The following is an 18442-nucleotide window of genomic DNA, read 5'->3' on the forward strand; positions in this document are numbered from 1 at the left end:
GTCTTTCTCGTTTAGGGCAAGACCTATCAGCCTCGCGGCGCGCTTTGCGCCCGAGCCATGCCGATCGTCTCGCCCTCGAAATCATGAGGGCGCAGGGAGAGCCGGGTGCCGACCGCACCCATGGCCCGCCAGCGAAGGAAAATGCTGGCGGCAGGAACCACAGGTACGCGCCGGATCATCCGGCCCTCCCTGCGCGATTGGTTTTAACGGCTGCTTCGCGTTCTCCCTGGTGCGCCGGGCTTGGTGGCCACCATCCCCACGCGAAGCGAAAGCTTCGTCATGAGTTGATATCAGCGTCGGGATATCAGGACCGCGCGACTTGACCGTGCGTGCATCCTTGTTCGTCCGCGCGAACTGATCACGCTGCAACGACACACGCCCATCGCATCCCACTGCCAACGTCTCGTGACGGTCGCGACACGCCCCTCATGCGGCAGCAGGGACGCGCGGAAATGTGCAGGTGATTTGCCCGACGGCGCAAGGGAGAATGTTGCGACAGACTGGCACGACGGGCGATTTGCGCATGACAGGCATGCCATCTCCACCGTGATTGCGAACGAAGCAATCCAGAGCCACGGGTGTCGCCCGGGATCGCTTCGTCGCTTCGCTCCTCACAATGATGGTGGTGAGCACTACGCCCCGAGCTGGCTTAGGAGCAACCTCACCAATCAACTTGCATTGGCGCACAGGATTAGCACGTGAGTTCGGCGCAGAGCTTTCGCTTCACCGCCGGTGTCGTCCCCACGAACGCGGGGACCCATACCGCGCAGGCGGTACGTTCCGCGCGACTCGTCGCAGCCGGTGACCATGTGTCTCGGATCGGCGCCCGCCGACGCGTTGCGTCGGCGAGCTTATCGGCGACGACAGAGGATGCCGTTGTCAGCTGGCCGTCACAGGCGCAGTTCGCCCGTCCAGGGGAGGCCGACAAAGCCCGATGGGCGGGTCATGCCGTGCGTGATGCCGCGATCACGCGCGCCAGCACTGGCCAATACAGATCGCCATAGCCCGCCTCGATCGCCTCTCCGAGTCGCCTGTCGGCAAGCTCCGCGCCCGGCAGGTCGATCTGCACGGACCTGGCGAGATCGAGAGCATAGCCGATGTCCTTGCGCGCATATTCGGTCGAGAACGCGCGCTCCGGATATGTGTCGGGCAGCATCGCCTTCATGCCGTGGTTGCGCAGCGCGAAGCTGTCGGCCGAGCCTTTGGCCAGGGTCTCGAACAGCAGCGTGGCATCAAGGCCAGCGCGCTTGGCAGTCTCCAGCGCTTCCCCGAGCGCCACCACGGTCTGCATCAGCACCATGTTGTTGAGGATCTTCACGACCTGGCCGGCGCCCACGCCGCCGCAATGGGTGATGTCAGTCGCAAACATCGCAATCAGCGGCCGCAGCTTTTCGAACGTTGCCGCGTCGGCCCCCACCATCACGCTCAGCGTGCCGTCCTCGGCCGCCTGCCGGGTGCGGGCGATCGGCGCATCCGCGTAGGCGGCCCCCTCGGCCGCGAAACGCTCGGCGAGCTCCCGGCTGGCCTGCACCGGCGAGGTGCCGAGGTCCACGATGGTGTGACGCGCCTCGACGTGGCGGAGCAAGCCGTCGTCGCCGTCGCATACGGCTTGGACATGCTTGCCGCTCGGCAACGCCATGAAGATCACGTCGGTCTGGCGCGCCAGCTCCGCGAGCGACACGGCACGCTTGACGCCGACGGCGGCGAGGCGCTGCAGCGGCGCGTCCGCACGATCGAAGCCGAGCACCGGGACGCCTGACTTGAGGGCTAGGTTGCGGCACATCGGCTCGCCCATGACGCCTAACCCGATAAATCCGATCGCCCCCATTGCAAGTTCCTCTTCATTCGGACCTGCCTGTTCAATCGACCATGGCGCCGCGCTGCAGGTTGGCCCAGTCCCGTTCCGGATAGTCGTCTGAATAGTCGCAGGTGTCGATCGAGCAGACGATCCTACCGCTCATGCCGGTGACACGGATCTCGTCGCCGAGCCTGGCGATCTGACCGTCAGGGGAGCGCATCTGGTTCGTCCTTGCGCTCGGGACCGGGTGGGTTGCGAAAAGGATACACGGTGATGCCGATAGCCGCGCCGAGCGTTGCGATCCGCAGCAGCAGGTCGGCGGGGATGGTGGTGTCGAGCGCGGGGAAGTCGCGGCCGCCTTCGAAGCCATAGGAGAACGTGCGCGACGTGCAGCTGTCCCACAGCTCCCTCGGGGTCTGGGGCAGCGATTCGATCAGCGTAAGGAATTGCTCGGTGGATGTGGTCGGATGCGGGGATCCTGTATCGTTGATCTCCAGCACCAGCAGAAACTCCTGCTCATGCTCCTCATGATGCAGGACATGCGCGTTCTGATGCAGATGCGCGATCAGCGGCGAGAAGTCGGACTTCGACTTCAGGACGAGATCGAGATTCAGGAAATGCGAGAGTGCGGCCATGCTCGCTCGCGCGGGTTGCTGCGGACGACGGGTGTCGAAGCTCCGCGAGCGCTAGCGGCAAGTCGGGACCGAACGCATCGGGATGCGGCCAAGGTTCGCCGGCCGAAGCCGGCGAACCTTCAGACCGCTATCCCTTATACCCCATCAGCAGCCGCGGCAGCCACAGCGAGAACGCCGGCACGTAGGTCACGAACATCAGGGCTGCGATCAGGGCGGCGTAGAACGGCAGGATGGTGCGCATGACGGCGCCGACCGAGATGCCGCCGATGGCGCAGCCGACGAACTGCGTGGTGCCGACCGGCGGGGTGTTGAGGCCCAGCGCGCAGTTGATCAGCATCAGCATGCCGAACTGCACCGGATCCATGCCCGCCTTCATCGCGATCGGCAGGAAGATCGGGGTGCAGATCAGGATGGTCGCCGCCATGTCCATGAACGTGCCGAGCAGGAACAGGATGACGTTGATCAGCAGGAAGATCATCCAGGGCTGCGTCGACACCTTGCTCATCAGGTCGCCGGCGAAATCGGCGACCTCGTACAATCCCATCAGGTACTGGAACATGGTGGAGACGCCGATCAAGAGCAGCACCACGCCGGTCGTCTTGACCGCCTTGGCGGCGGCCCGCAGGAAGTTCTGCAAGGTCATCGTGCGGTAGATGAAGAACGTCAGCAGGATCGTGTAGGTGACGGCGACGGCCGCGGACTCGGTGGCCGTGAACACGCCGGACAGGATGCCCGCCAGGATGATGCCGACGATCAAGAGGCCGGGCAGCGCCGCCGCGAACGAGCGGAACACTTCCGCCCAGCCCGGAAACTTGCCGGCGGGATAGCCGCGCTTCACGGCGACCGCGTAGGCCGCGACCAGCATGCAGACCATCAGCACGAGCGCCGGCAGAAGACCGGCGGCGATCAGCGCGCCGATCGACACCTTGCCGCCGGCGGCGAGCGCATAGATGATCATGTTGTGGCTGGTCGGCATCAGAGCGCCGACCAGCGAGGCGTGGGTGGTGACGTTGACGGCGTAGTCGGTGTCGAACCCTTCCTTCTTCATCATCGGGATCATCACCGCGCCCATCGCCGACACGTCGGCCACGGGAGAGCCGGAGACGCCGCCGAACAGCGTGCAGGCGACGACGTTCGACATGCCGAGCCCGCCGCGAATGTGACCGACGAGATTCTTGGCGAGCTGCACGATCTTGTCGGCGACGCCGCCATGCAGCATCAGCTCGCCGCTGAAGACGAAGAACGGGATGGCGAGGAACGAGAAGATGTTCATCCCCGACATCATCTGCTGGAAGATGACGGCAACCGGCAGGCCTTCATAGAGGATGGTGCAGATCGCCGAGAGGCCGATCGCAAACGCAACGGGAACGCCGAGGACCAGGAAGCCGAAGAAGGTGACGCCGAGAATAATCAGTTCCATGAGGGGACGACCTCTTCGCCGCGCAAGAGAGCAATAATGTGCTCGATGGAAAACATGACGATCAGGATTCCCGAAGCGATCAGCGGCACGTAGCGGACGACTTCGGGCAGGCCGAGATTGGCGATCTTCACGGTGCCCACGGAGGCGCCGAGGATCCAGCCGTTGTAGGCCATCGCGACGCCGAACATCGCGACCAGCACGTGGATGACGAGCTCGATCTTTTCCCGCATATGATCCGGCAGCATCACGAGGAGGCTGTCCATGCCGATATGGCCGGCGTCGCGAACGCCGACGGCGGCGCCGATCAGCGTGACATAGAGGATCAGGACCAGCGCCAGGTTCTCGGTCCAGGTCGGGCTGGAGTTGAGAACGTAGCGTCCGAACACCTGGTAGAACACGATGGTGACGATGACGAGCAGGCCGGCGACGGACAGATACATGCCCAAGCGCGCGATGATGGCGTTGATCCGCGTCAGCGGGCCGCGCGACGGGTGCCCCTCCGGCTGCTCGTGGTCTGCGACGTGTGGGTCTGTCATTCCCGTCCCTCTCCCCTGCCTGCGTCCGGCGTCGCCGCGTGGCGACGCCGGGGCCGGCTACTCTTGCTTGGTGATTGTTACTTCGCGGCTGTGACTTCGTGTCCGCTACTTCGTGTCCTGGATGCGCTTGACGAGGCTCGAGAGCTTCTCGTCGCCAGCGAACTTCTGGTATACCGGCTTCATCGCGTCGACGAATTCCTGCTTGTTGGCGATCGTCACGACCTGGACGCCAGCGGCCTCGACGGTCTTGCGGGAGGTCTGCTCGCGCTCGTCCCAGAGCTTGCGCATGACCGGCACGGATTCCTTTGCCGCCTTGCGGATCATCGCCTGATCCTCCTTGCTCAGCGTGTCCCAGACCTTCTTGGACATCACGAGGACTTCGGGCGCCAGCGAGTGCTCGGTGACGTTGTAGAACTTGGCGGCCTCGAAGTGGCGCGAGGATTCATAGGACGGCCAGTTGTTCTCGGCGGCGTCGACGAGGCCGGTCTTGAGCGCGGTGTAGACCTCGCCATAGGGCATCGGGGTCGGGTTGGCGCCGAGGCTCTGGATCATGCCGACCCAGAGGTCGGACTGCTGGACGCGGATCTTCAGGCCCTTGAGGTCGGCGAGCGACTTCACCGGCGCCTTGACCGTGTAGATCGAGCGCGCGCCGCTGTCATAATAAGCCAGGCCGACCAGGCCGGCGGGCTCCATGGCCGCCAGGATCTCGTCGCCGATCGGCCCGTCCAGGACGTTGCGCATGTGCTGCGTGTCGCGGAACACGAAGGGCAGGCACAGCGCGACGGTCTCCGGCACGAAATTGTTGAGCGGCGAGGAGTTGATCCGCATCATGTCGAGCGCGCCGATCTTGAGCTGCTCGATCGTGTCCTTCTCGGAGCCGAGGGCGCCGTTCGGAAACACCTTGACGCCGAGCTTGCCGCCGCTCGCGGCAGCGAGCTGCTTGCCCATGAACTTGACGGCTTCGACGGTCGGATAATCGGCGGGGTGCACGTCGGCGGAGCGGAAATCGCGCGCGGTCGCCAGCGGCGACGAGACCGCCAGCACAGCGGCCGCAATGATACCTGTAAGTGCCTTCATCTTGGCTTCCTCCTCAATTGATTATGTCGTTGTTGGGCAGATGCTGCAGACCGCCTTGGGTCGCTGCGCTCCAGATGCGAAGTCCTGCGACAATATCACGCGTAGGGCCAGTGGCTATTTCTGTCCAAGCCAAAGGCGGCATCGATCAATGCAAGAGTTGCATCGATCGATCGGGTGCGATCTGGCGCGATGCAACCAGCGGGTCGACCGCCCTCAATGACGACGGCGCCGCCTCGAACGGCCGCGGAGACACTGCCGGCGCCACCTCAGATGCGATCACTTGAGATGCGATCACTTGGCCCTGTCCGGCCCTTGCGCCCGGGCGGCGGGGCTGGCATTCCCACGGCTGATCTCCGGACCGGCCCGGCGCGTTTGCCGGTTGGTTACCAGCGCCGGGCTACAGCCGGTTCCCGAGCGCTTCCCGCGGCGTTGCTCCGGCCCGTCGCGTCCGATTTCGATTCGACGAGGTTTTGAGAGCCATGACCGTACGCCTGCACCGCGGCGACCTGCCTGATCTTTCCCGCTATACCTCGTCGGTCGCGATCGACACCGAGACGATGGGGCTCAATCCGCACCGCGACCGGCTGTGCGTGGTGCAGCTGTCGCCCGGCGACGGCTCGGCCGACGTGGTGCAGATTCCCAAGGGGCACACCGACGCGCCGAACCTGAAGGCGCTGCTCGGCAACCCGGACATCACCAAAATCTTCCACTTCGCGCGCTTCGATGTCGCGGCGCTGTTTCACGCGTTCGGGGTGATGCCGCAGCCGGTCTATTGCACCAAGATCGCCTCGCGGCTGGCGCGCACCTATACCGACCGCCATGGCCTGAAGGATCTCGTGCGCGAGCTGCTCAACGTCGATCTCTCCAAGCAGCAGCAGTCGAGCGACTGGGGCGCCGAGCAGCTCAGCGAGCCGCAGCTCGCGTATGCCGCCTCCGACGTGCTGCATCTGCATGCGCTGCGCGAAAAGCTCGACGGGATGCTGGCGCGCGAAGGGCGGTTGGCGCTGGCGCAGGCCTGTTTCGCGTTCCTGCCCCACCGCGCGACGCTCGATCTGGGCGGATTCGAGGCCGAGGACATCTTCGCGCATTCCTGAAGCCGGCGAATCGCGGGCGCGTTCACGATCATTAATGTCTCGTAATGATCGCAAGTTGCCCCGCGTCGCGATTTCGCGCCAGTTCCAGGCTGCAATGGTGAAGGCGTCCATGGTAGGATGGGCGCTGTTTCGCGCGCCTCCCCGTGTCCGTCGGAGCCCTGGTGAACTCGGTCCACAACCCCGCCTATGACCCCACCCTGCAGGCGCGCTTCGCGGTCGCGGCGCGCCACAGCCGCTTCGTGCGCGTGCTGCGGGTCGCGGTGCCGGCGGCGGTGGGACTGGCGATGGCGGTCGTGATCGGCATCGCGCTGTTCAATCCGTTCCACATGGAGATCAACACCCCGAATCTCACCGGCAATCTCGTCATCTCCGGCCGCAAGATCACGATGGAGACGCCGCATCTGACCGGCTTCACGCCGGACCAGCGGCCGTATGATCTCGTCGCCCGGAGCGCGGTGCAGGACCTCACCGATCCCGATCACGTCGAGCTCAACATCCTCCGCGCCAAGGTGCTGATGGAGGATCAGTCGACGGTGACCTTGAAGGCGAATACCGGCGTGTTCGACACCAAGCAGCAGCAGCTCGAGCTGACGAAGGATATCCTGCTGACGACGTCGACGGGCTACGAGGCGCGGCTGAGCCGGGCCTCGGTCGACATGGCCAAGGGCACCGTGAGCTCGGACGAGCGCGTCGACGTCAAGCTCACCAACGGCACGCTCTCCGCCGACCGCCTGCGCATCACCGACAATGGCGAGGTCATCCGCTTCGAGGGCAATGTGATGATGAACCTCGACAACATGAATGCCGCTCCGGCCACGACGGCGAGCGCCGATCCCGGCCGTCCGGCCCGCAACGTGAAGTGACCTCATGACCACGTGCCGTTTCATTCCCGTAGCGATTCGCGGCGCCGGCTTCGCCGCGCTGGCGTTGCTCGCGCTTGCCGACTCATCGCAGGCGCAGAGCGCGACCACCGGCGTGCCCAACGCGCTGCAGGGGTTCTCGCAGAATCGCGACCAGCCGATCCAGATCGAGGCCGCCGCGCTCGAGATGCGCGACAAGAAGAAGGAGGCGACCTTCACCGGCAACGTCAAGGTCGTGCAGGGCGACACCACCATGACCTCGAAGTCGCTGGTGGTGTTCTACGACGGCGGCGCCCAGCCGGGCGGCGCCAAGGCGACCAAGGCCACGCCGGCGGCGACGCCTGGGCCGGACGGCAGCTCGGCGATCCGCCGTCTCGAGGCGCGCGGCGACGTCAAGGTGACCCAGAAGGACCAGGTCGTGACCGGCGAGACCGCGGTCTACGACACCAAGACCAACATGATCTCGATGCAGGGCGGCGTGGTGCTGACCCAGTGCAAGAACGTGATGCGCGGCGACCGGCTGACGGTGGACATGACCACCGGCGTGTCGCGCGTCGAATCCGACAGCGGGCGCGGCGTCCAGGTGCTGCTGCCGCAGGCGGGCGCGGGCGCGGGCGCCGGCGGCGGCTGCGGTTCGTCGACGGCCTCGACTCCGGGCAGCGCCGCGCCGCTGCAGCTCGGTCCAGGCAAATCGAAGTGACTTCAATTATTTAGCAAAACGCCGGCGGCCCAGTTGAACCGCGCCGTTGCTGCCTCTATCTAGCGAGCGGGCGGTTCTGTCGCAGGACCGATGCAACGGGAGGCCGTGGAACCCGTTGCGTGGCTGCGAAAGAGTGATGCCGGACACGATTGCGATCTTGCGATCGGTCGCCTGCGTGGCGACCGCGACTTCGCCGTCAGACGACAAACTCCGAAGCGCGGCCTGCCGCGCTTTGGCCGGCCTCGCGCTCCCTGTGATCCGCGAGAGGTGAGATGCGTTCGCTCGCGGTGAGCGGGCGAGCCAGCGCTGCGGTCGATGACGGGCAGCCTCGAAGGGCGTAAGCGAAGCGGGGATGGTGGATCTACTCGGCATGTTTCGTGGGCGTCCCGCCAAGCGCGGCCAGCGAGGCTCCTCGCGCCGGCGCGACGACATCACGGCCATGGACGATCCGTTCGGCAATTCCTACAGCGATGATCCGCTCGCCGCGCTCGCCGACTCCGTGCGCGATGAAACGGTGCCGCGCATCAATCCTCGCTCGCCGCAGAATACCGAGCAGATCCAGCGCAAGCGGCCGGCCTCGCAGCCGATGCCAGCCAAGCCGCGCAACAATGGCGCGGGGGGCGGTCCGCAACTGCTGCGCCGGCCGGGCTTCCTCGCCGTGCATTCGATCGAGAAGAGCTTTGGCAGCCGCCAGGTGGTGCGGGGCGTGTCGATCTATGTCCGCCGCGGCGAGGCCGTCGGCCTGCTCGGGCCGAACGGCGCCGGCAAGACCACCGTGTTCTACATGATCACCGGCCTGATCAAGGCCGATCGCGGTGCCATCGAGCTCGATGGCCATGACGTCACGCGGCTGCCGATGTATCAGCGCGCGCGGCTCGGCATCGGCTACCTGCCGCAGGAGGCCTCGATCTTCCGCGGCCTCACCGTCGAGCAGAACATCCGCGCCGTGCTCGAAGTGGTCGAGCCGTCGCGCAAGAAGCGCGAGCGCGAGCTCGACGCGCTGCTGGAAGAATTCACCATCACGCGGCTGCGCAAGTCGCCGTCGATCGCACTGTCCGGCGGCGAGCGTCGCCGCGTCGAGATCGCCCGCGCGCTGGCGACGCGCCCGAACTACATGCTGCTCGACGAGCCGTTCGCCGGCATCGATCCGATCGCGGTCGGCGACATCCAGCAATTGGTGCGCCATCTCACCAACCGCGGCATCGGCGTGCTCATCACCGACCACAACGTCCGCGAGACGCTCGGCCTCACCGACCGCGCCTACATTGTGTACGCGGGGCAGATTCTCACCGAAGGCAGCCCGGAGGAGATCGTCGCCGATCCCGACGTGCGCCGGCTGTATCTCGGTGAGGAATTCCGGCTGTAGGATTGCCGACGCGGTATTCGCAGGCTTTTGTCGCGACCGCGACAAGCGACGCAACCACTACGATCAATGCTGTTTCCAGCGAGTCCTCGCGGGACGGTAACTGCGTCTTCCGCGCGCGCCATACTCCGTTTTTCTTATTCGTCAAGCCGTGTACATCGCACGCGGATTAGGATAAGCAAGAATTGGACCAGTAAGGGAATGTTCTTGCTCCCATGGCGTTGACGCAGAGATTAGAATTCCGCCAGTCGCAGTCGCTGGTGATGACGCCGCAGCTGATGCAGGCGATCAAGCTGCTGCAACTGTCCAATCTCGACCTCTCCACGTTCGTCGAAGAGGAGCTGGAGCGCAATCCGCTGCTGGAGCGGGCCAGCGACGGTCCGGAAGCGCCGGTCGCGGGCGAGCAGCAGATGTCCGAGCGCGCCGAGTTCTCGGAAGGTGGCGAGACCGGCGGCGACGATTTCGGCGAGGCCGGCGGCAGCGGCGGCGACAGCTTCGAGGGCGCCCAGGACGACTGGATGAGCCGCGATCTCGGCACCCGTACGGAGATCGAACAGACGCTCGACACCGGACTCGACAACGTGTTCTCCGAGGAGCCGGCGGAGGCCGCGGCGCGCAATGCGCAGGACGCCGCGCCGACCACTTACACCGAATGGGGCGGTGGCGCCTCGGGCGACGAGGACTACAATCTCGAAGCCTTTGTCGCGGCCGAGACCACGCTGTCGGATCATCTCGCCGAGCAGGCGGCGGTGGCCTTCACCGCGCCGGCCGACCGCATGATCGGCCAGTACCTGATTGATCTCGTCGACGAGGCCGGCTATCTGCCCGCCGATCTTGGCCAGGCCGCCGACCGCCTCGGCGCCGAGCAGGCCGACGTCGATGCGGTGCTCGGCGTGCTGCAGACCTTCGATCCGCCCGGCATCTGCGCCCGCAATTTGAGCGAATGTCTCGCGATCCAGCTGCGCGAGCTCGACCGCTACGATCCGGCGATGCAGGCGCTGGTCGAGCACCTCGATCTCCTGGCCAAGCGCGACTTCGTCGCTCTTCGCAAGCTGTGCGGCGTCGACGACGAGGACCTCGTCGACATGATCGGCGAGATCCGCAGGCTCGACCCGAAGCCGGGGCTGAAGTTCGGCACCACGCGCACACAGACCATGGTGCCCGACGTCTACGTGCGCCCGGGTCCCGACGGCGGCTGGCTGGTCGAGCTCAACAGCGACACGCTGCCGCGCGTCCTGGTGAACCAGCACTATTACTCCGAGCTGTCGAAGACGATCCGCAAGGACGGCGACAAGTCCTACTTCACCGACTGCCTGCAGAATGCGACGTGGCTGGTGCGCGCGCTCGATCAGCGCGCCCGCACGATCCTGAAGGTGGCGACCGAAATCGTGCGCCAGCAGGACGGCTTCTTCACCCACGGTGTCGCGCATCTGCGGCCGCTCAACTTGAAGGCCGTTGCGGATGCGATCCAGATGCATGAATCGACCGTGTCGCGCGTCACCGCCAACAAATACATGGCGACGAATCGCGGCACGTTCGAGCTGAAATATTTCTTCACCGCCTCGATCGCATCGGCTGATGGCGGCGAGGCGCACTCGGCGGAAGCCGTGCGCCATCACATCAAGCAATTGATCGATGCGGAAGATCCCTCCGCAATTCTCTCCGACGACACCATCGTCGAGAAGCTGCGGACCGCCGGCATCGACATCGCCCGCCGCACGGTCGCGAAATACCGGGAGGCGATGCGGATCCCGTCCTCGGTGCAGCGCCGCCGCGACAAGCAGAGCATGCTGGCGCATGCCCTCTCGGCTCCCGCCAGCGCCGACCGCACCCGGGATGCCGCGTCAGTTTGACCGCTGCGCAAGATTGCGCCTTAACCAAATAGGCTTAGTGTCATACTTGGTTCACATGAATCGAGGCGACACATGACCCTGCGGATTTCCGGAAAGAGCATCAGCGTCAGCGAAGCGCTGCGTGGGCGCGTCAGCGAGCGCACCGACGAAGTCTTGCGAAAATACTTCGACGGCAACTATTCCGGCCATGTCACGCTCTCCAAGGACGGTTTCGGATTTAAGACCGATTGCGCGCTGCACCTCGATTCGGGCATCACCCTCGAGGCCGAATCGAACGCGCCGGACGCCTATGCCAGCGCCGACCAGGCGCTCCTGATGATCGAGAAGCGCCTGCGCCGCTACAAGAGCCGGCTGAAGGACCGCTCGGGGCGCAAATCCCATGCCGCCAATGCGGCGCTCGCCAATCTCGACGGCGCGGTACTGGATGCGCCGAGCTACGTGATCGAGGCGCCGGCCGAGGGCGACGAGGAGATCACCGGCTACAGCCCGGTGATCATTGCCGAGAACACCACGGCGTTGAAGCGCCTGTCGGTGTCCGAAGCCGTGATGGAGCTCGATCTTTCGGGCGCGCCCTGCATGGTGTTTCAGCACGGTTCCAGCGGCCGGGTGAACATCATCTACCGCCGCGCCGACGGCAATATCGGCTGGGTCGATCCGCCGGCGGTGAAACCGTAGCCGCGCGGACGCCTTCCAGGGATCTCCCGGCGGCGTGAAAACCGGTTCCCGATCAGGTGGTTGGCGGACCGGTTGCGACGTCACGCCACGGCAATGAAGGGATGCGATCAAGCGGTTGGGGCGCTGGCGCCTTCAGGCCGCCACGCTCCGGCGATCTTTAAGGATAGGCTGCGGGAACGCGCTTGCGGGTGTTGGCACGGCCGTTGCGTTGGGGTAGAAGCCCACCCATCGGACACGGGTTAAGCCCGCCTGCCGCCTCAGCTTCTTGACGCCGGTCTGTCCCGACCTATTTCGCACCCTGACGGTTCAATCACCTCGGAACGCCCTATGCCGATTACCGATCTGGTCGCACCCGAGGCGATCGTGCCGGCTTTGAAGGTCATCAGTAAGAAGCAGGCGCTGCAGGAGCTCGCCGCGCGCGCGGCCGCGCTGACCGGGCAGAACGAGCGCAACGTGTTCGAAGTGCTGCTGCAGCGGGAGAAGCTCGGAACCACGGCCGTCGGGTATGGCGTCGCGATTCCCCACGGCAAGCTGCCGAAGCTGGAGAAGCTGTTCGGCCTGTTCGCCCGGCTGGAGCGGCCGATCGATTTTGAGGCCATGGACGGCCAGCCGGTCGATCTGGTGTTCCTGCTGCTGGCGCCGGAAGGCGCCGGCGCCGACCATCTGAAGGCCCTGGCGCGGATCGCCCGGCTGCTCCGCGACCAGGATGTCGCCAAGAAGCTCCGTGCCTCGCGCGACGCCCAGGCGATCTATTCGGTGTTGGCGCTGCCGCCCGCTTCCGCCGCCTGACGTCGTATCGCGCCGCCCCGCAAGGACCGACAAAGCCTGCTGGCGAGCCTCCGCGCGGCCCCGAACCCGTTCGTCCGCGCGGGCGTGTGCAACGGCGTCGGCTCGTAGCCGAACTCGACGACGAGCTCCTGGAATGCCTCGCTGCGGAGCAGGTCGAAATGATGCGGCGTCATTCGCTCCCTGTAGATGCCGACCTTCCGGCCGCGTCCCGACGACGTCAGGCCGCGGCCGAGCACATCGAGCTCCGCGGCCGTCTTGCGCGGAAGTCCCAGGTAGTCGCAGATGCGGTTGAGGACAGGAAACGACGACCGCGCCACATCGTCGATCGCGAGCTCTGAATAGAGCTCTTCGAACTTCACGGTCAGGCAGGCTGGCGAGTCCAGCCAGCTCATGAACTTCTTGATGCCCGATCGGGGCAAGGAGAGGAGGGTCGATGTGATTCGGGAGGCGTCATCGGGGTGAGCGGCCGATCCGGCCGACCGCAGATAGGCGTTCCACTTCCGCATCTTCGGATAGGCCGCCGAGTGGTAGACGAAGTCGACCCAGCTCACGACGATGTCGCGGGGATCGCGGACGATGAACAGCATCTTGTGTTCCGGTCTGCCCAGGAGGTATTGCTCGAGATACGGACAATACTCGGTGTGCGAGGCGCAGGAGTAGCCGGAGCGCAGGGCCGACGCCCAGAGCGGGGCCGGAAGCGCGCGTCCGTAGTCGAGCGAACCGTCGGGATTCAGCTTGCTGATCGATGACGTGTAGGTGTGATAGCCGACATCGACATGACCGCCCAGCGCTCTGACGAGTTCGACCAGCAGGTACGTCCCCGCTTTCGGCACGCTGTTGCAGATGACGTAGTAAGGGCTGGGCCCAGGCGGAGGACTGTCAAGAAAGACGTGCCGGTTGGGTAGGGTCCCGAGCGCAAGCTCTCGAAAGACGCCTGCATCAAGCCGTGATCCATGCATCTGCCATCCCTACACATGCTCGTCACACATCGGACTAGCGCGTGCCGCAACAGGGACAACTTAAGGATTGGACACCTTCGCCTTAAACCGGGTCGGATTGTATCTGGTTGTCAAATCGACCGTTCCGGACATCGACGGAAACAAATTTCTCAAACGCACTTCAGCAGCCGCTTCGTCCTTGGCCGGCTATCGCAATGATCTCGCCATGTAGCGCACCGTTTTGGCGCCGCCATGGATGCCGGCCGTCGCCAGCGGCGCGAAGCCGAGCGCAGCATGAAACGCGTCCGACTGCGGATTGGGCGGATCCAGATTGACCTCGCAGACGATGCGGTCGTGGCCCGCCGCGGTCGCCTCCCGAATCAGCTCCTCATAGAGCTGCCGCGCCAGGCCCCGGCCGCGGGCGGCCGGCGCCACCACGATGCGGTCGACATAGACGAACCGATCGTAGCGCGCGCGAAACCAGCGGTGATTGGGATTATCGTAGACGGCGGCATGGTCGAGCGCGATCATCAGCGCGTCGGCCCTGCCAATTCGCCAGGCCAGCCATGCCCGATCGAGCAGTTGCAGGAGCGTTTCGGGCGTGAGCCACGACAGCTCGGAGGCATGCGCATTGTTGAGCGCGAGCAGTGCGTCCGCGAGCGCAGGATCTGCACGCAGTCCGCCCGGGCTCATGGGTGTCGTCATCAAGGTCATGCGCGGCCATCGCTACGAGCAGAAAAAAGGGCCGTCCCCGTTTCCGTGGACCGCCCTCGTGTGAGTCCTTGAGCTGCATGCTCCTCATGAGCATCGCGTCTCAATGAGCGTTGAGTCTCACGAGAAGCGGCCGTTGTCAGCGCTGCGGCTCGGCCTTTGCGTCAGTGGACGCTCACGGCCTGGAGTTCGTGACTCCACGCATTCGCAATCGCCGCTTCGCGGCTGTCGGTGAGCATGATCGGCGTGCCGTCGGCGGCATGCAAGGCGAACAGCTTCAGTCCCGGCGCGATGTGCGGCGCCTGCGGAAACAGTCCCGGTACGTCCTCGGAGCGGATCTGCTTCACGTAAGCGATGTGGCCCTCGCCCAAGGTCGCCAGCGACTCCAGGGAGACGGGGGATTCCGACGCAACATTACCTTCAGTCATGGTCTCGACTCCTTCTGAGACTCAAGCGGTCGAGTCCGCTACTCGTTCCATCAACCATTATTCGTGTTCATTGATCGCTATTGTCTTAACGATCCGCTCAGGCTCTGGCCTGGCCAGATCGACTGACAACAGCCCGTTCTTCAGGTCCGCACCAAGCACATGCATTCCCTCCGCCAGCACGAAGGTGCGCTGGAAGTGGCGCGCGGCGATGCCGCGATGAATGTATTGCCTGGTCTTGTCGTCCTGTTGCCGGCCGCGGATGACGAGCTGGTTTTCCTCAATGGTGACATCGAGTTGGTCGCGGGTGAAACCCGCCACCGCCAGCGTGATCCGCAGACGCTCGGGCTGGCCATTGGTGCGTTCGAACCGCTCGATATTGTAGGGCGGATAGCCGTCGGCACCTTTGACGACGCGGTCGAGGACGCGCTCGATCTCGTCGAAGCCCAGCAGGAACGGGCTGGAGAGCGAAGGAACACGAGACATGGTTTACAAAGTCCTCTCGAAGCGACTTTGATGTATCAGGGCCCTGACGGCACCCCTTGAGCAGCAATATGGGCACGATCCGGGGCGCGTTCAAGCACCCCGAATGCGCCGGAACAGCCTGTCTGTGGAAGGGTTTAAACGGACAGCCGCTGACGGCCGTCGGCCGAGAACAGATGCAGCTTGGCCCGCGGCGCCACGGCGCGAATCCGTGCGCCGATCTCCGGCGCGGCGGTACCCGGCAGCCGCACGATGATGTCGTTGGCGGTCGCGGAGAGCCGGTCATCGCTGCCCGCGTCCTGGCGTGCGCCGTAGACATAGGTCTCGGCGCCGACGTGCTCGATCGCCTCGACGCGGAGGTCGAGCCCGATCCCGCCCGCCGGAACGGTGTCGCCAAGCTGGAAATCCTCAGGCCGGATGCCGAGCTGGCCCGCTTCTTGGGGAACCGCGTCGGCGCCGAGCAACTGGGCGCGCACGCCATCGGTCGGCATCAGGTTCATCGGCGGCGCGCCGATGAAGGATGCGACGAAGGTGGTGGCTGGACGCTGATAGATCTCGAGCGGATTGCCGATCTGCTCGACCTTCCCGCCGTTCATCACCACCAGGATGTCGGCGAGCGTCATCGCCTCGAGCTGGTCGTGGGTGACGTAGATCGCGGTGGTGTTGAGCCGGCGCTGCAGCTTGCGGATCTCGACCCGCATCGCGATGCGCAGCTTGGCGTCGAGGTTCGAGAGCGGCTCGTCGAACAGGAACACCTTGGGCTGGCGCACGATGGCGCGGCCCATCGCCACGCGCTGGCGCTGGCCGCCGGAGAGCTGGCGCGGCTTCCGCTCGAGCATGGTGCCGAGCTCGAGGATGCGTGCGGCGTCCTCGACCCGCGTCCTGATCTCCTTTTCCGCCATGCCGCGATTGCGCAGGCCGTAGGCCATGTTGTTGTAGACGGTCATGTGCGGATAGAGCGCGTAGTTCTGGAACACCATCGCGATGTCGCGATCCGCCGGCTCGATCGCATTGACGATGCGGCCGCCGATGTCGATCTCGCCCGAGGTGATCGTCTCGAGCCCCGCGACCATCCGCAGCAGGGTGGATTTGCCGCAGCCCGACGGCCCGACCAGCACGCAGAACTGACCGTCGCCGACATCGACATCGACGCCTTTGATGGCTTCGAAGCCGCCCTGGTAGACCTTGCGGACGTTGCGGAGGGTGACGTTGGCCATGGGTTACCTAGCGAATAGCGAATGGGGAGTAGCAAATAGGGAAGGGGACGAAGCGAGTTGTTGGGCAAATATCCCTATTCGCCATTCCCTATTCGCCATTCGCCCCCTCGTCACTTTTCCGTCTCCACCAGCCCCTTGACGAACAGGCGCTGCATGACGACGACGACGAACACCGGCGGCAGCATCGCGAGCACGGCCGTCGCCATCACGATCGGCCACTCGGTCAGCGCGTCGGTCGTCGTGATCATCTTGCGGATGCCGATCTGGATGGTCTGCATGTCGTCGCGCGTCGTGATCAGCAGCGGCCAGAGATATTGATTCCAGCCGAGGATGAACAGGATCACGAACAGCGCCGCCATGTTGGTGCGCGACAGCGGCAGCAGGGTGTCCCAGAAGAAGCGGAACGGCCCGGCGCCGTCGATGCGGGAGGCCTCCAGCAGCTCGTCCGGCACCGTCATGAAGAACTGGCGGAACAGCAGCGTGGCGGTGGCGGACGCGATCAGCGGCAGCGCGAGCCCCGCATAGCTGTCGAGCATGTGGAGGTCGGCGACGATCTTGTAGGTCGGATAGATGCGCACCTCGACCGGCAGCATGAGGGTGATGAAGATGAGCCAGAAGATCGCCATGCGGAACGGGAAGCGGAAGTAGACGACCGCATAGGCCGAGATGATCGAGATCGCGATCTTGCCGACGGCGATCAGCAGCGCCATGACCAGCGAGTTCAAAAGCATGGTCGCAACCGGCTCGCGGGTCGAGCCGCTCGTGCCGACGAAGATCGTCTGATAGTACGTCGACAGGAAGTGCCCGCCAGGCAGCAGCGACATCTGCCCGTTGGCGATCACCGCATTGTCCTGCGTCGAGGCGACGAACGCGAGATAGACCGGGAACGCGACGATCGCGATTCCGATCCACAGGATGGCGTGCGCGACGTAGCGTCGAATGCCTTCTTGCTCGACCATCAATAGGTCACCTTGCGCTCGACGAAGCGGAACTGGATCGCCGTCAGCACGATGACGATGACCATCAGAACGACGGATTGTGCGGCCGACGAGCCCAGATTGCCGCCGAGCAGGCCATCGGTATAGACCTTGTAGACAAGCGTCTCGGTAGATTTGCCAGGACCACCGCGGGTCATCGTGTCGATGATGCCGAAGGTCTCGAAGAAGGCGTAGACGATGTTGATGACCAGCAGGAAGAAGATGGTCGGCGACAGCAGCGGGAAGGTCACGGTCCAGAACCGCCGCATCGGCCGCGCGCCGTCGATCGCGGCGGCCTCGAGCACGCTCCGGGGGATGCTCTGCAGCCCGGCGAGGAAGAACAGGAAGTTGTAGGAGATCTGCTTCCAGGCGGCCGCGAGGATGATCTGCAGCGCCGCCTGGTCGCCGTCGAGCAGCGGATTCCAGTCGATGCCAACAGCGCGCAGATAGCGCGAGATCACGCCGAGCGACGGGTGGAGCATGAAGATCCAGAGCACGCCCACCACCGGCGGCGCCACGGCATAGGGCCAGATCAGCAGCGTCCGGTACAGCGTGACGCCGCGCAGCGGCTTGTCCGCCATGACCGCGAGCAGCAGTGCGACCGACAGCGACGAGAGCGCGATGGCGAAGGAGAAGCCGAAGGTGCGGAGAATGGCCTGGAAATAGTCCGGCTGGCTGAGCAGGTCGGCGTAGTTCTCGAACCAGACGAAGCTCGTGGACAGGCCGAACGCGTCCTGCAGCAGGAACGACTGGATGACGGCCTGGATCGCGGGCCAATAGAAGAAGATCAGCACGATCGCGAGCTGGGGAGCGACCAGCACGAACGGCAGCAGTTTTGACTGAAAGATGGCGTTCTTCTGCATGGTCGGTCGGCGAGCCGGCAGGCCGCGA

At 65.0% G+C, this 18442-nt stretch carries 20 protein-coding genes; 7 read left to right on the forward strand and 13 right to left on the reverse strand.

Annotation, left to right across the window (positions count from 1 at the left end):
- Positions 1 to 943 precede the first annotated feature (943 nt).
- The 6 genes from QW861_RS28765 to QW861_RS28790 form a co-directional block, all read right to left on the reverse strand.
- Positions 944 to 1828 carry an NAD(P)-dependent oxidoreductase gene (locus QW861_RS28765; RefSeq protein ID WP_315750478.1) on the reverse strand — a complete coding sequence of 295 codons (885 nt, stop codon included), beginning with the start codon at positions 1826 to 1828 and terminating at the stop codon, positions 944 to 946.
- Positions 1829 to 1859: 31 nt separating this feature from the next.
- Entirely contained in the window at positions 1860 to 2018 is a 159-nt protein-coding gene (locus QW861_RS28770) for a hypothetical protein (RefSeq protein WP_315750477.1), read from the reverse strand.
- Positions 2005 to 2433, reverse strand: a complete 429-nt coding sequence (locus QW861_RS28775) for a hypothetical protein (RefSeq protein WP_315750476.1) — start codon at positions 2431 to 2433, stop codon at positions 2005 to 2007. The genes QW861_RS28770 and QW861_RS28775 overlap by 14 nt, the downstream gene beginning before the upstream one ends.
- Before the next feature lie 127 nt (positions 2434 to 2560).
- Complete coding sequence (locus QW861_RS28780; RefSeq protein ID WP_315716864.1) at positions 2561 to 3853, reverse strand: TRAP transporter large permease; 1293 nt, start codon at positions 3851 to 3853, stop codon at positions 2561 to 2563.
- Positions 3844 to 4389, reverse strand: coding sequence for a TRAP transporter small permease (locus QW861_RS28785; protein ID WP_315750475.1), 546 nt, complete (start codon positions 4387 to 4389; stop codon positions 3844 to 3846). Before QW861_RS28785 ends, QW861_RS28780 begins: the two co-directional genes overlap by 10 nt.
- Before the next feature lie 105 nt (positions 4390 to 4494).
- The gene (locus QW861_RS28790; RefSeq protein ID WP_315716866.1) at positions 4495 to 5466 is read right to left on the reverse strand and encodes a TRAP transporter substrate-binding protein; all 972 of its coding nucleotides are present in this window, start codon (positions 5464 to 5466) and stop codon (positions 4495 to 4497) included.
- A 479-nt stretch (positions 5467 to 5945) separates the two neighbouring features.
- Between QW861_RS28790 and QW861_RS28795 the strand changes: the two genes are divergently transcribed.
- From QW861_RS28795 to ptsN, 7 genes are all read left to right on the forward strand, one after another.
- On the forward strand, positions 5946 to 6560 hold the full coding sequence (locus tag QW861_RS28795) for a ribonuclease D (protein WP_315716867.1): 615 nt from the start codon (positions 5946 to 5948) through the stop codon (positions 6558 to 6560).
- Between the two features lie 161 nt (positions 6561 to 6721).
- Entirely contained in the window at positions 6722 to 7423 is a 702-nt protein-coding gene (lptC, locus tag QW861_RS28800) for an LPS export ABC transporter periplasmic protein LptC (RefSeq protein ID WP_315716868.1), read from the forward strand.
- Between the two features lie 4 nt (positions 7424 to 7427).
- Positions 7428 to 8120: an LptA/OstA family protein gene (locus QW861_RS28805; RefSeq protein ID WP_315750474.1), complete on the forward strand. Its 693-nt coding sequence runs from the start codon at positions 7428 to 7430 to the stop codon at positions 8118 to 8120.
- A gap of 352 nt (positions 8121 to 8472) precedes the next feature.
- Positions 8473 to 9486, forward strand: coding sequence for an LPS export ABC transporter ATP-binding protein (lptB, locus tag QW861_RS28810; protein WP_315741251.1), 1014 nt, complete (start codon positions 8473 to 8475; stop codon positions 9484 to 9486).
- 212 nt (positions 9487 to 9698) lie between these two features.
- Positions 9699 to 11336: an RNA polymerase factor sigma-54 gene (gene rpoN, locus QW861_RS28815; protein ID WP_315750473.1), complete on the forward strand. Its 1638-nt coding sequence runs from the start codon at positions 9699 to 9701 to the stop codon at positions 11334 to 11336.
- Between the two features lie 72 nt (positions 11337 to 11408).
- Positions 11409 to 12011 carry a ribosome hibernation-promoting factor, HPF/YfiA family gene (gene hpf, locus QW861_RS28820; RefSeq protein ID WP_315741249.1) on the forward strand — a complete coding sequence of 201 codons (603 nt, stop codon included), beginning with the start codon at positions 11409 to 11411 and terminating at the stop codon, positions 12009 to 12011.
- Positions 12012 to 12338: 327 nt separating this feature from the next.
- Positions 12339 to 12800: a PTS IIA-like nitrogen regulatory protein PtsN gene (gene ptsN, locus QW861_RS28825; RefSeq protein WP_315716874.1), complete on the forward strand. Its 462-nt coding sequence runs from the start codon at positions 12339 to 12341 to the stop codon at positions 12798 to 12800.
- On the opposite strand, the gene QW861_RS28830 is transcribed toward ptsN, so the two are convergent.
- From QW861_RS28830 to ugpA, 7 genes are all read right to left on the reverse strand, one after another.
- Positions 12761 to 13633 carry a hypothetical protein gene (locus tag QW861_RS28830; RefSeq protein WP_316170021.1) on the reverse strand — a complete coding sequence of 291 codons (873 nt, stop codon included), beginning with the start codon at positions 13631 to 13633 and terminating at the stop codon, positions 12761 to 12763. The genes ptsN and QW861_RS28830 overlap by 40 nt on opposite strands.
- A 312-nt stretch (positions 13634 to 13945) precedes the next feature.
- Positions 13946 to 14452, reverse strand: a complete 507-nt coding sequence (locus QW861_RS28835; protein ID WP_316193801.1) for a GNAT family N-acetyltransferase — start codon at positions 14450 to 14452, stop codon at positions 13946 to 13948.
- Positions 14453 to 14613: 161 nt separating this feature from the next.
- Positions 14614 to 14877 carry a DUF1150 family protein gene (locus tag QW861_RS28840; protein WP_009026315.1) on the reverse strand — a complete coding sequence of 88 codons (264 nt, stop codon included), beginning with the start codon at positions 14875 to 14877 and terminating at the stop codon, positions 14614 to 14616.
- Positions 14878 to 14934: 57 nt separating this feature from the next.
- Positions 14935 to 15360 (reverse strand): Hsp20 family protein, encoded by a 426-nt coding sequence (locus tag QW861_RS28845; RefSeq protein WP_006613108.1) that lies wholly within the window; start codon positions 15358 to 15360, stop codon positions 14935 to 14937.
- A gap of 134 nt (positions 15361 to 15494) precedes the next feature.
- Entirely contained in the window at positions 15495 to 16574 is a 1080-nt protein-coding gene (locus tag QW861_RS28850; protein ID WP_315716877.1) for a sn-glycerol-3-phosphate import ATP-binding protein UgpC, read from the reverse strand.
- Positions 16575 to 16684: 110 nt separating this feature from the next.
- On the reverse strand, positions 16685 to 17533 hold the full coding sequence (gene ugpE / locus QW861_RS28855; protein ID WP_315716878.1) for a sn-glycerol-3-phosphate ABC transporter permease UgpE: 849 nt from the start codon (positions 17531 to 17533) through the stop codon (positions 16685 to 16687).
- On the reverse strand, positions 17533 to 18414 hold the full coding sequence (ugpA, locus tag QW861_RS28860) for a sn-glycerol-3-phosphate ABC transporter permease UgpA (RefSeq protein WP_315716879.1): 882 nt from the start codon (positions 18412 to 18414) through the stop codon (positions 17533 to 17535). Before ugpA ends, ugpE begins: the two co-directional genes overlap by 1 nt.
- Positions 18415 to 18442: the final 28 nt, after the last annotated feature.

The sequence above is a fragment of the Bradyrhizobium sp. SZCCHNRI1029 genome, assembly GCF_032487555.1.
GTDB lineage: Bacteria > Pseudomonadota > Alphaproteobacteria > Rhizobiales > Xanthobacteraceae > Bradyrhizobium.